Annotated in this window: 13 protein-coding genes; 7 read left to right on the top strand and 6 right to left on the bottom strand. The window is 38.0% G+C overall.

Features of this window, described 5'->3' with window-relative positions; genetic code table 11:
• Positions 1-67: 67 nt before the first annotated feature.
• From gpmI to accA, 5 genes are all read left to right on the top strand, one after another.
• The gene (gene gpmI / locus ACZ47B_RS06505; RefSeq protein ID WP_464893728.1) at positions 68-1,546 is read left to right on the top strand and encodes a 2,3-bisphosphoglycerate-independent phosphoglycerate mutase; all 1,479 of its coding nucleotides are present in this window, start codon (positions 68-70) and stop codon (positions 1,544-1,546) included.
• An 84-nt stretch (positions 1,547-1,630) separates the two neighbouring features.
• Positions 1,631-2,374, top strand: a complete 744-nt coding sequence (gene fabG, locus ACZ47B_RS06500; protein WP_464893727.1) for a 3-oxoacyl-ACP reductase FabG — start codon at positions 1,631-1,633, stop codon at positions 2,372-2,374.
• A gap of 72 nt (positions 2,375-2,446) precedes the next feature.
• Positions 2,447-2,677: an acyl carrier protein gene (acpP, locus tag ACZ47B_RS06495; protein ID WP_464893726.1), complete on the top strand. Its 231-nt coding sequence runs from the start codon at positions 2,447-2,449 to the stop codon at positions 2,675-2,677.
• 67 nt (positions 2,678-2,744) lie between these two features.
• Positions 2,745-3,965, top strand: a complete 1,221-nt coding sequence (locus ACZ47B_RS06490; protein WP_464893725.1) for a beta-ketoacyl-ACP synthase II — start codon at positions 2,745-2,747, stop codon at positions 3,963-3,965.
• A 3-nt stretch (positions 3,966-3,968) separates the two neighbouring features.
• Entirely contained in the window at positions 3,969-4,913 is a 945-nt protein-coding gene (gene accA, locus ACZ47B_RS06485) for an acetyl-CoA carboxylase carboxyl transferase subunit alpha (protein WP_464893724.1), read from the top strand.
• Positions 4,914-4,939: 26 nt separating this feature from the next.
• On the opposite strand, the gene ACZ47B_RS06480 is transcribed toward accA, so the two are convergent.
• Genes ACZ47B_RS06480 through ACZ47B_RS06470 form a run of 3 tightly spaced genes read right to left on the bottom strand, consistent with a single transcriptional unit; the run spans position 4,940 to position 8,872 of the window.
• Positions 4,940-6,112 (bottom strand): iron-containing alcohol dehydrogenase, encoded by a 1,173-nt coding sequence (locus tag ACZ47B_RS06480; protein ID WP_464893723.1) that lies wholly within the window; start codon positions 6,110-6,112, stop codon positions 4,940-4,942.
• Position 6,113: 1 nt separating this feature from the next.
• Positions 6,114-7,499 (bottom strand): aldehyde dehydrogenase family protein, encoded by a 1,386-nt coding sequence (locus ACZ47B_RS06475; RefSeq protein WP_464893722.1) that lies wholly within the window; start codon positions 7,497-7,499, stop codon positions 6,114-6,116.
• Between the two features lie 8 nt (positions 7,500-7,507).
• Positions 7,508-8,872, bottom strand: a complete 1,365-nt coding sequence (locus tag ACZ47B_RS06470) for a glutamine synthetase family protein (protein WP_464893721.1) — start codon at positions 8,870-8,872, stop codon at positions 7,508-7,510.
• Positions 8,873-8,943: 71 nt separating this feature from the next.
• On the opposite strand from ACZ47B_RS06470, the gene ACZ47B_RS06465 reads away from it, so the two are divergent.
• A complete protein-coding gene (locus tag ACZ47B_RS06465) occupies positions 8,944-9,495 on the top strand; it encodes a putative metalloprotease CJM1_0395 family protein (protein WP_464893720.1) in 552 nt (183 codons plus the stop codon).
• A 35-nt stretch (positions 9,496-9,530) separates the two neighbouring features.
• Entirely contained in the window at positions 9,531-10,442 is a 912-nt protein-coding gene (locus ACZ47B_RS06460; RefSeq protein WP_464893719.1) for a DMT family transporter, read from the top strand.
• Positions 10,443-10,458: 16 nt separating this feature from the next.
• Here ACZ47B_RS06460 and ACZ47B_RS06455 read toward each other — a convergent pair whose 3' ends face one another.
• From ACZ47B_RS06455 to petA, 3 genes are read right to left on the bottom strand one after another with little or no spacing between them, the layout of a single operon-like run.
• Positions 10,459-11,385, bottom strand: a complete 927-nt coding sequence (locus ACZ47B_RS06455; protein ID WP_464893718.1) for a c-type cytochrome — start codon at positions 11,383-11,385, stop codon at positions 10,459-10,461.
• A complete protein-coding gene (locus tag ACZ47B_RS06450; protein ID WP_464893717.1) occupies positions 11,382-12,662 on the bottom strand; it encodes a cytochrome b in 1,281 nt (426 codons plus the stop codon). The genes ACZ47B_RS06455 and ACZ47B_RS06450 overlap by 4 nt, the downstream gene beginning before the upstream one ends.
• An 11-nt stretch (positions 12,663-12,673) precedes the next feature.
• A complete protein-coding gene (petA, locus tag ACZ47B_RS06445; RefSeq protein WP_464893716.1) occupies positions 12,674-13,195 on the bottom strand; it encodes a ubiquinol-cytochrome c reductase iron-sulfur subunit in 522 nt (173 codons plus the stop codon).
• Positions 13,196-13,249: the final 54 nt, after the last annotated feature.

Here is a 13,249-nt window from a genome sequence, read left to right as displayed (position 1 = left end):
GTATCCTAACTAAAATAAAAGGGACATTATAGTAAAATATCCCTATAAAATTACTTAGGGAAATATTATGAGTAAAAAAGTAGTACTTATCATAACTGACGGCATAGGTTTTAACAATTCCTGCAAACATAATGCTTTTTGTGAAGCCATAAAGCCGACATACAATTATCTTTTTGAAAATGTACCATACTCTTTGGTTAAAACTTCAGGGCTTGCGGTAGGACTCCCGGAAGGTCAAATGGGCAACAGTGAAGTAGGCCATATGACCATAGGAAGCGGCAGGATTTTGTATCAAAATCTTGTAAAAATCAGCAAATCCATAGAGGATAAAAGTATAGAAAAAAATCCTGTTTTAAATGAGATATTGCAAAAAAGCGGGGATATCCATCTTGTAGGACTCATAAGTGACGGCGGGGTTCACTCCCATATAAAACATACTTTGGCACTGGCTAAAATCGCCAAAGAAAGAGGCAAAAAAGTATATATCCATATGATAACAGACGGCAGGGATGTGGATCCAAGATCAGGTGTAAACTACCTAAAAGAGTTGGAGCAAATTTGTGATGAGGATATAAAAATCGCTACTATGTCCGGAAGATACTACACTATGGATAGAGATAACAGATGGGATAGAGTTAAAAAAGGGTACGATGCCATAGTTTTGGCAAAACCGAAAACTGACCTATCGCCTGAAGAGTATATAAAAGAGTCATATCAAAAAGATATAACCGATGAGTTTATAGAGCCTGTGGCATTTAAGGGGTACAACGGTTTTCAAGAGAATGACGGTGTGATATTTACCAATTTTAGAAATGACAGAGCAAGAGAAATATCCAAGGCGATAGGGTTTGAAAACTTTGATGAATTTGATAGAGAAAAATATATAAAGGTAAATGTGGCTACTATGACCGAATATGACAAAGAGTACCCTTTTCCGATACTTTTTAAAAGTGAAAAACCTAAAAACATACTCGCAGAAATCATTTCAAAAGAGGGTTTGAGCCAATTTCATACTGCCGAAACTGAAAAGTATGCACATGTGACATTCTTTTTTAACGGTGGTGTAGAAGAGCCTATGATAAATGAAACAAGAGTGCTGATACCAAGTCCGAAAGTCCCTACTTATGATATGGAGCCCAGGATGAGTGCACACAAAGTGGGGAATGCGGTACTAAAAGCTATGGATGAAGAGTATGATTTTGTCGTGGTAAATTTTGCAAATGGTGACATGGTAGGACACACCGGAGTTTATGAAGCCGGTATAAAAGCAGTAGAAGCGGTAGATAATGAGATAGGAAGGATTTTAAAAAAATCACAAGAGAAAGATTACTCCATAGTTTTGACAAGTGATCATGGAAATGTGGAAATGATGAAAGATGAAAATGGTAATACACTGACAAATCATACGACTTTGGATGTTTTTTGTTTTGTAGTCGACAAAGATGTAAAAAAGATAAAAAACGGAGGTTTGAGCAATATAGCCCCGACGGTTTTAAAACTGATGGGACTTCCAAAACCAAAAGAGATGGACGAAGCACTATTTTAAAATTGAGAATTGAGAATTGAGAATGGTGAGTGAGATTCGAAATGTCGTCTCACGATTCACGATTCACGAATAAAAAGGAGAATTATGAAATTTAGCGGGAAAAATGTACTTGTAACAGGTGCAAGCAGAGGTATAGGTAGAGATATAGCTAAAGTTTTAGCAGGTTATGGACTTAAGGTTTGGATAAATTATAGAAGCAATCCTAATTTGGCCGACGAGTTGATGAATGATATAGTTTCAAACGGAGGAAAAGCCGCTGTTGTAAAGTTTGATGTAACTGACGAAGAGGCTTTGAAAGAGGGGTTGAAGGTTATCATTGAGAGTGATGGTGAACTTTCTTATCTTGTAAACAATGCCGGTATTACGCTTGACAAGTTATCAATCAGAATGAAAACCGAAGAGTTTGCCAAAGTCATTGAAGCCAACCTTACATCTGCTTTCATAGCCTGTAGAGAGTCATTAAAACTTATGAGCAAAAAGAGATTTGGTGCGGTTGTCAACATATCTTCCATTGTGGGAGAGAGTGGTAATGCCGGACAGGTAAACTACAGCGCAAGTAAAGGCGGCATGATAGCTATGACTAAAAGTTTTGCACTTGAGGGAGCTAGCAGGGGTATCAGGTTTAACGCCGTTACACCCGGTTTCATAGCAACAGATATGACTGATAAGTTAAGTGATGAGATAAAGCAGAATTATATAGATAAAATTCCTCTTAGAAAATTCGGTGATCCTAAAGATGTTGCCGAAGCAGTCGCATTTTTACTTAGTGACAGCTCTTCGTATATTACCGGGGAAACACTCAGAGTAAACGGTGGTATGTTGATGTAATGTCAATTTTTAAAAATTGTAATTTAATCTTTTTTTTGATAGAATGTTACAAATTTTTTGAAGGAGAATATAATGGCGTTAATTGATGAGGTTAAGGAAGTTGTTGTAGAACAGCTAAATGTAAACCCTGATGAAGTAAAAGAAGATTCTAAGTTTGTAGAAGATTTGGGCGCAGATTCATTGGACGTTGTTGAGCTTGTTATGGCACTTGAAGAGAAGTTTGATATAGAGATACCTGATAGTGATGCCGAGTCTATAGTGACAGTCGGCGATGCTATAAAATATATAGAAAACAATAAATAATTAAAAATTATTTTGGTATATCGGCATGACTTTGCCGATATGCTTCAAATCAAATCAAGGGGTAATTTTGAAAAGGATTGTAGTAACCGGACTTGGGATGATCAATTCGGTAGGAATGGATAAAGAGAGTTCTTTTAAGGCTATAGTAGAGGGTGAATGTGGCATTAAAAGAATTAGTTTGTTTGACACTGAAAAACACTCTGTAAAAATTGCAGGAGAGATAAGCGATTTTGATCCTACTACCGTTTTAAACCCCAAAGATGTGAAAAAAGCCGACAGATTTATCCAGCTTGGGCTTAAAGCCGCAAGAGAAGCTATGGAAGATGCCGGATTTAGCGAGTATGATAGTGATAGATTTGGTATCAGCGCAGCTTCTGGTATCGGCGGCCTTACAAATATACAAAAAAATGCGGTTGTCGAGCATGAAAGAGGTCCAAGGAGAATTTCACCGTTTTTCATCCCTTCGGCTTTAGTAAATATGCTAGGCGGTTTTGTTTCTATCGAACATAAATTAAAAGGACCGAACCTTTCTTCTGTTACAGCTTGTGCTGCGGGGACCCATGCGGTAAGTGAAGCAGCCAAAACTATCATGCTTGGCGGAGCGGACAGGATGCTAGTTGTCGGAGCCGAAGCTGCGATATGTGAGATAGGTGTCGGCGGATTTGCCGCTATGAAGGCACTTTCAACTAGAAATGATGAACCTAAAAAAGCTTCACGTCCTTTTGACAAAGATAGAGACGGTTTTGTTATAGGTGAAGGTTCCGGCGCGCTTGTACTCGAATCACTTGAAGCGGCCAAACAAAGAGGGGCTAAGATATATGCAGAGCTTATAGGCTTTGGAGAGAGTGGGGATGCAAATCACATCACTACTCCTGCACCTGAAGGTGAAGGAGCTGCAAGAGCTATGAAGGCGGCTTTGAAAATGGCAGGTGATCCAAAAGTCGACTATATAAATGCTCACGGAACAAGCACTAAATATAATGACTGGTACGAAACAATGGCGATAAAGAGTGTTTTTAAAGAAAATATTCCACTTGTCAGCTCAACCAAAGGCCAAATAGGTCACTGCCTTGGAGCTGCGGGATCAACCGAAGCCGTTATATCGGTTATGGCATTAAGAGACGGTATCGTACCTCCTACCATAAACTACGACACTCCTGATCCTGACTGTGATCTTGACTATGTACCAAACGAGGCGAGAAAAGTAGATCTTGATGTCGTGATGAGCAATTCATTCGGGTTTGGTGGAACGAACGGTGTTTTGATATTTAAAAATTACGAAGAGTAAGAAGTGGCGACATACTTAGATTTTGAAAATAAGATAAAGCAACTTGATGATGATATAACAAGTGCAAAGATAAAAAATGATACTGAAGCTGTAAAAATTTTGCAAAAAGAGTTAGATAAAGAAGTTGCAAAAACATACAAAAATCTAAGTGACTATCAAAAACTTCAACTTGCCAGACATCCTGATCGCCCTTATGCGCTTGACTATGTTAGAGCACTTTTAAAAGACTACTATGAGATCCATGGGGATAGAGCTTTTAGAGATGATCCGGCCATAGTATGTTTTGTCGGGTTTATAGGAAATGAAAAAGTAGTTGTTATAGGCGAACAAAAAGGTAGAGGCACTAGGTATAAATTAAAAAGAAATTTTGGTATGCCAAACCCTGAAGGGTATAGAAAAGCGTTAAGAGTAGCCAAAATGGCTGAAAAGTTTAAACTCCCCATACTTTTTTTGGTTGATACCCCCGGTGCATTTCCCGGTATCGGAGCCGAAGAGAGAGGACAGAGTGAGGCAATAGCAAGAAATCTTTTAGAGCTTAGCAGGCTAAATACTCCAACCATATCAGTTGTCATAGGAGAAGGCGGAAGCGGAGGAGCTTTGGCCGTTGGAGTTGGTGACAAACTTGCCATGATGAGATACTCTGTATTTTCAGTCATATCCCCGGAGGGGTGTGCGGCGATATTGTGGAATGATCCTTCAAAGCAGGAACAAGCTACCAAAGCTATGAAAATAACTGCCGAGGATTTAAAAAAACTCGGACTTATAGATGATATCATAGATGAACCTATCATGGGAGCCCATAGAGACAAATCATCTGCAGCCGAAGCTTTGGGAAACTACTTCCTGGATAAAATAAAAGAGTTAAAATCTCTAAGTGATGATGAAAGAATGAAACAAAGGTATGAAAAACTGACCAAAGTCGGTTCATATAATGAAAAAAAACAGTAGAAAAAACTACTGTTTTTTACTCAGACTTAATCCAATATATTAAAATCTCCAAAATATGCAGCTTTAAAAAGTTTTACAAAGTCATTTTTATCCAATTTTTTAGCGTTTGTTCCTGTTGAAGGATCTTTATAGGCTAATTCACCTATCATATCTTCATTTTCAAAAGGGATTTTTGCTTCTTTTAGAGTGTTTGGAATTTCCAAATCTTTTCTTAAGAGCATTATATACTCTATGAGACTGTCAATGGAAGGATTTTGTATATCGCAGTATCTACATATTTTTTTAGCTTTATCTTCTATGGCGGTTCTATTTTGATACATCGCATAAGGAAGTATGATGGAATTTGCCAATCCGTGAGGCATATTGTAAAGTCCTCCAAGGGTATGAGCTAGTGAGTGAACGGATCCCAATCCTTTTTGAAAAGCGGTAGCTCCCATCATGGCAGCAACTAGCATATAAGCTCTTGCATCTTCGTTGTGCGGTTCATTGAAAGCGGTTTTTAAATATTTCTTTATCAAACGTATGCTCTCTATAGCTATGCCTTCAGCCATAGGATGAAAAAGAGGTGAAAAGTAAGCTTCAAGCGAGTGTACCAATGCATCTATGCCTGTCCATGCTGTTATATGTTTTGGTAAATTATATGTCAAATTAGGATCTAATATAACTATGGAAGGCAGCATCTGAGGATGGAATATGATCTTTTTTGCATGTGTTTTGCTATCGGTTATAACTGTAGCTCTTCCTACTTCAGAGCCTGTACCGGCTGTTGTAGGAATGGCTATGGATTTTGCTATATTTGAAGTGTCGGCTTTGGTGTAATTGTCCCCTATATCTTCAAATTCCCAAATATCAAGAATTTGATTTGACATAAAAGCTATGGTTTTTCCGGCATCCAAAGCCGAGCCGCCACCAAATGCTATCACTCCGTCACAGCCATATTTTTTAAAGACTTCTACTCCCATATCTACATTTTCTTTTGTAGGATTTGGCTGCACATCGCTAAAAACGGTATATTTGACATTCTCTTTTTCAAGAGGTGAAAGAAGATCTTGCATGATAGGAAGTTTTACTAAAGATTCATCCGTAACTATGAGAGGAGTTGTGATATCTAGTTGTTTACAAGCTTGAACTATATCATTTACTCTATTATGTCCGAACCAAACGGTTGTAGGATAATTCCAATTTGTATTTGGCAACATTTTATATCTCCTTAAAATGAAGTGATTTGACTCTTGTTACATGGTCATATCCGTATCTTGAGAGTGTAACTCCTCTGCCTGTATCCTTGACCCCTGTCCATGCAAGTGCAGGGTCTAGATAATCACATCTGTTTAGATACACCGTCCCGGTTTGCAAAAGAGGTGCTAGTTTATATGCTTTTTCTTTATCTTTACTCCAGATAGATGCAGTAAGCCCATAGTCACTATCATTCATAAGTCGTATCGCTTCATCATCATCTTTTACTTTCATGATACCCACAACCGGGCCAAAACTCTCCTCTTTCATTACGCTCATGGAGTGGTTCACATCAACTAAAACAGTAGGTCCTAGATATGGGGAATTTTCTCTTGAATTTTCAAACATACTCTCTTCAACCAAAGCCGTAGCTCCTTTTGAGATAGCCTCTTTTATCTGATCTCTAACATATGAAGCCGCTGAAGTTTTTACCATAGGTCCTATGGTTGTACTTTTATCAAGCGGATTGCCAAGCTTGTACTCTTTTGTGATATTTACAAACTCTTTTATAAAATCATCATAAACTTTCTCATGCACATATATCCTCTCGATTCCACAACATGACTGACCTGAATTGAAAAATGAGCCGTCAACCAGGTTTTCAGCGCTGTACTTTATATCTGCACTTTCGGTGACATAAGCCGGATCCTTGCCTCCAAGTTCGAGTCCGCAGGGGATAAATTTGTCTGTGATAGCCTTTTGAACTTCAAGCCCACCTTTTACCGAACCCGTAAAGTAAACTCCATCAACTCTTTTATCGGCTAAAAACTTGGAAGCGTCACTGTGGGTCAGGTACAGGTGAGAAAAAAGTCCTTTTGGAAGTCCTACTTCATCAAAGGCCTCCCGGTATCTTTTTGCCACCAAAGGAGTCTGGGTAGAGTGTCTCAATATAACGGCATTTCCAGCCATCAGTGCCGGTACTATCACATTGACCGAAGTTAAAAAAGGATAATTCCAGGGACTTAAAACCGCAACGACACCAAGAGGTTCTTTTACGATCGATCTTTCAAAGCCTTTTTTGGGTTCGGGGTGATAAGATTTTAACGCCTCTTTTGCGATATTGATCATGTAACTTGCTCTTTCTTTGAACCCTCTCATCTCCAAAGCTCCATAAGCTACAGGTCGCCCCATTTGAAAAGCCAATTCTTTGGCTATTTCTTCGCTTTTACCGCTCAAAGCTTCGATAAAATCAAACATGATCTTCTCTTTTTTATCCAAAGGAACATCTTTCCATACCTTTTGGGCTTTTTTTGCCTCCAGCAAGGTTTTATCCACATCATCCAAATTATGGTAATTCATCTCAAGATACACGCTGTTATCTACTGGTGTTATAGTTTTAAATGTTGACATATACTCTCCTATATAATTTCAAAATATCTTTTAAGTTGCCAGTCTGTTATGGCTTTTTTTTGTTCATTTTCTTCCCATTCCCTGCTCATGGCATAATGCTCTACAAAAGTATCTCCAAATATCTCCTTTGCAGCTTTGGATCTTTTAAGATTTTGGGCTGCATCAAAAAGTGTTCTTGGAAAATGGAATTTTTTAGGTAGATTTATCTCATAAGCATTGCCGTTTATGGGTTTTGTGGGTTCTATCTTATGCTCTATTCCCCAAAGTCCGCTTCCAACCGCCGCACTAAGAGCTATATATGGGTTAATATCGGCTGCGGTTACTCTGTATTCGACTCTTTGTGATTTTTTACTACCCGGGATAGCTCTGATGGCGCAGGTTCTATTGTCGATACCCCATGTAGCTTGAGTTGGAGCCCAAAAACCCGGTATTAGTCTGGTGTATGAGTTGCAAGTGGGAGCTATCATGCTTAAAAGCTCGCCCATTAGAAGTTGCTGTCCACCTATAAACCATCTCATCTTATCACTCATGTTGTACTCTTTATTGGTATCGTAAAAAAGTGCATTACCGTTTTTATCGTATGCAGATATATGCAAGTGTCCTGATTGTCCCGGATAATTGTTTGACCATTTTGCCATAAAAGTCGCCATAAGACCTTTTTTTTGGGCAAATATCTTTGTAAAAGTTTTAAAAAGTACGGCTTTGTCCGCAGCACTTAGCAGTTCATCGTAAGTTATCGCACTTTCTATAACTCCCGGTCCGGTTTCAGTGTGTATGCCCTCAAGTTCCATATCCATATCTCTACAAAGCTGAAGAAGCTCCTGGTAAAATTCACTGTGTACACTGTTTCTAAGTAGTGAATACCCGAACATATCGGGAGTAAAAGGTTTTAAGTCTTGATATTTTTTTTCTCGTAAAGAGTTGGTATCTTCATCGAAAAGAAAAAATTCAAACTCCGCGGCGGCATTAAATGATATGTCCAAAGTTCTTCCATACTCTATGACTCTTTTCAAAAGCGATCTTGGACAGACATCTTTATGTGGAGGATTTTTTTCAAAATCCATCAAAAAAAGCAGAGTATTTTTTTCAAGAGGCAATTCTCTTAGTGTATCTATATCTATAGTTGCCAAAGCATCCGGGTATGCGGTATGCCACCCTGTTACTTTGGAATCATCGTAAAGTTCATCACTACTGTCCCATCCAAAGATAACATCACAAAAACCGATACCGTTTTCAAGTGCGGACAAAAACTTTGTTTTACTTATGTACTTGCCTCTAAGTACTCCATCTATATCCGTAGCAGCAACTTTTATCTCTTTTATATCTCTGTGGTTAATCAGCTTTATAACTTCTTCTTTTGTGTACTTGGCCATACAAATTCCTTCTATTTGTTCTAATTGGAACTATTTTATCATTTTTTTATAAAATATGGTATAATTTTTCTATGAAAATTGATAGTATCAATACGATTTCAAACTATACTAAGATTTTTCAATCAGATAATTCCAACAAAGACAGTAGTGTCCAAAAAAGTGACAATGATTCTAAAGACAACAAAAAAGATCCAAACCATTTAACTACTGCTCAAAAAGAACAAGTCATCAAACTTAAACAAAGAGATACCCATGTAAGAGCCCACGAAGCAGCTCACTTAGCTGCAGGCGGATCTGTTGTAAGCGGAGGAGCAAGTTATACATACCAAAAAGGACCTGATGGCAAAATGTATGCCATAGGCGGTGAAGTTCCTATACATGTTGCAAAAGGAAGTAATCCAAAAGAGACTTTGGCAATTGCCAGGCAATTAAGAGCAGCAGCTTTAGCTCCGGCTGACCCAAGTCCTCAAGACTTAAAAGTCGCCGCAAGTGCAAGCATGATGGAAGCAAAAGCTATACAAGAGATAAATCAGGAAAAATTAAACGAGTTAAAAAATTCCTACAAAGATCAAACTTCTGATGACAACAACAGCAAAAAGAACTCTATAGATATTATGATATAATTCCTCTCTTTAAACCCCAGGATTAAAGGAGTTTTGTGAACTCTAAAGATATGTCGATAGATTGGCTTTCGATACTGGCACTTTGTGCAGCCATGATGGTATGGGCTAGTTCATTTATCGCACTCAAATCAGCCATAGGACCACTTGGTCCGATGAGTGTGATATTTGGCAGAATGGCAATAGCAAGTTTATGCTTTGTATTTTTTATAAATAAATTTATAAAACAAAAAATTTGCAAAGATGATGTGAAATATCTGCTTATCATGGTTTTTTTAGAGCCATGTTTGTATTTTCTTTTTGAAGCTAAAGCGTTGCAGTTTACATCAGCATCAAACGCAGGCATGATAACATCGCTTATGCCTTTAATGGTTGCTTTGATAGCCGGTATATTTTTAGGTGAAGTGATTACTAAAAGAGTGATGCTTGGGGCATTTTTGGCAATATTTGGAGCTATTTGGCTTAGTATGAGTTCGCAAGTTTCGCAAACTTCCACAGATCCGCTTTTGGGTAATTTTCTTGAATTTTTAGCTATGGTATGTGGAGCAGGATACTCGGTATCCATAAGGCACTTAACCAAAAAATTCACACCTCTTTTTTTGACAGCTTTCCAGTCTTTCGCCGGAGCTGTTTTCTTTCTTCCTTTCTTTTTGTGGGAATTTGGGCATTATACAACCATATGGGATACAAAAGCGATACTTTGGGTTATATATCTTGGAGTTGCGGTAACTTTGGGAGGATACGGGCTTTTTAATTTTGCACTTTCGAGGATGCAAGCTTACAAGGCATCGGTCTATATCAATCTTATACCTGTATTTACTATACTTTTGGCTTTTTTGATATTAGATGAAAAGATGAGTTTTATGCAGTTGCTTGCTTCCGGGATTATACTTACGGGGGTGATTATTTCCGAGTTTCCGGATAAAAGAGTAAGAAAAAGAGCCGAATGATTCGGCTCTTTAATGTTTAGTGTACTTCTCTCCAGAGTTTTGATTTCCAAAGGTAAGCAAAAAGTGTAAAGATTATAAAGTAACCTATGATCTTAGGTATAAGTGATTCTCTTTCAGCTTTTTTACTGTCTCCTACACTTTCAAGATAACTGATAACTTTTTCGGTACTCTCTTTAGTAAGACCTACTCTTGGCATAGAAGTATTTTTGAGTTCTTTTTGAGGGTTGTCTATGAAAGTCTCAAGATACTCTTTGCTTTTTGCTCTTATGATGATGGAGAGATCAGGTGGAGTAGCACCCATATATTTTTTAACGTGATCAAGATATTGTGAAACTTTCAACTTGTAAGCCAATTTATCGGTTTCGCTTTTAAACTTAGGCTCATCTCCAAGCTGACTCCATTTGTCATACTTGACACTGTGGCATCTGCCACAAGCTGCTTCAAATGTCTCTTTGTTGCTAAGCTCTTTAGGTGCAATTGACTTTAAAAATGCAACTATATCTGAAACTTCCTGATTTTTATCTCCTCCTGTACCAAAAAACTGTGGCATAGGAAAAGGTTTTTTTGCATTGTATTTCATAGCGGTAAGCATGGTGTGAGCAGGATTTAGGATGAAGTTTTTAAGATACTTTTCATCATAAATCAAACCGGCATCACTAAGATCCGGTGGTGCAACTCCAAAAGAGGCGGCTGCCGCATCTTTTGGCATAGGAGCCGGCATCTTGGCTGATTTTATACCGTGGCATCCCGTACATCCCGCATTTACTATAAGTTGTTTTCCTTTAACTGCATCACCTTTTTTGTCTATGGCTTTTAAATCACTAAATTTAAAATCAGCAGGTGCGACTTCATGTTCCATTTTGGAGTGAGCATATGGTTCAACACCCCAGTAAAGTATCAGTGTAAAAAATACCAATACTCCCAGTATCTTTAACTCTCTCATTTAGCACCTCCTGCTCTTTTTCTCTCTTTCATTGTAATCCAAGGCAATACTACAAACAGCAGTATGAAAAAGCCTATGGTAGGTATGAAACCAAACCAAGGTGTGATATCTTTATCGCCTATGAAGTAAACACCGTTAGGTGGAACTTTACCGGATATTGTCAACCAAACCATATCTATGAGCATCAACCAAAACCATATCTTGTAGGCACCTCTTTTATGTGCAGGAGCAACAACCGGGCTTCTATCGAGCCAAGGAAGTATCAAAAATACACCATTTGCTATGGCAAAGCCGATAAGTCCTAATGTAAAAGGTTTGATACCGGCAATCGGGAAGAAAAATCCTCTTAATATCTCATAACTCCACAAGAAATACCACTCAGGGTATATATGCGTAGGAGTTTTCATATAGTTTGCCGGATTGAAGTTTATAGGATCCATCGCAAATTCATATTTGAAGCCTACTAGATAAAAATAGAAAATTAGAAAAATTCCTACAACGAACAAGTCTTTACTTATAAATACAGGCCAGAAAGGAATGACTTTTGACTCTTTTTTCTTTCCTTCTTTATATTTTTTAGCTTCCTCTTCAAAATCGAAATGTTCACCCTCTTCATTGTTGACATGAGGAATTCTAAGTGAATAGAAGTGCAATCCTATGGTTGCCATGATCACTAATGGCAAAAGTAGGACATGAAGCATGAAAAATCTAGTTAGTGTAGGATCGGAAACAAAGAAGTTACCTCTTATCCACACAACCAAATCAGGACCTATAAAAGGAATAGCACCGAATATATTGGTGATAACTTGTGCCGCCCAGTAGCTCATCTGTCCCCAAGGAAGCATATATCCGCTAAATCCGGCTGCAGAAAAGAGCATGAAAAGAAGCATCCCGCTTATCCATATCATTTCTCTACCTCTTTTGTAAGAGCCGTAATAAATCGCAACAAACATATGTATATAAATAACCAAAAAAACTACTGATGCCGCAACTGCATGCATATGTCTCCAAAGCCATCCGTAAGCAACTTCTTGCATAATGGTATAGTTTACGCTGTCAAATGCCATATGTGTATCAGGCTTATAATACATAAGTAAAAAAAGACCTGATATAAAAAGGATTCCGAACATTGTCATTAAAATGACACCCATTGCCCATAAAAAGTTTATATTTTTTGGCACCCAATACTCGGTAGCCAATACTTTATTTAATTTACCAATTGCCAGTCTTTGATCAAACCAATCATATAGACTCTCGGCTTTTCTAATCTCTGCCATCACTTGCCCCCTTATGCTTTGTTAGTTGGGTTTTTGGCTATAAGAGCCTTATTTTGAGGTCCTTGCTCGCCTAAGACCATTTTTGTACCGGTTATCTTATAAGGAGGTATATCAAATGGTCTTGGAGGTGGTCCGAAAGTATTTACCCCACACGCATTATATTCGCCACCATGACAGGCACAGATGAATTTTTTCTTATCAGGAAACCAGTCAGGTATACATCCCAAGTGTGTACAAAGACCTATGACAACCAAAAAGTCTTTGCTTCCAAGTTTTGTGTCTCTGTTGTCACACTTTTTAAAATCAGTTCCATCTTTCCTAAATACAAATATAGGCTTACCTCTCCATACGAATGTTTTAAACTCACCCGGTTTTATAGTAGATAGGTCTACTGTGGTAAAACCGGCTGCTAAAACACTTGGCAATGGATCCCAAGTGGCTTTCATAGCACCAAGTGCCAATACGCCGCCGACAGCTGCTACACTACCAAATGCAAGTCCGAGAAAATCTCTTCTGCTTTTTTCTATAGCCATTTTCTTCCTTCCTTTAAAGTTTATCTTCTGTAAAAAATATAGTTTTTACAAAAA

The sequence above is a fragment of the Thiofractor thiocamini genome (assembly GCF_055384375.1).
Note: the sequence above shows the minus strand (reverse complement) of the source record. Positions and strands in the feature narration are given on the sequence as shown.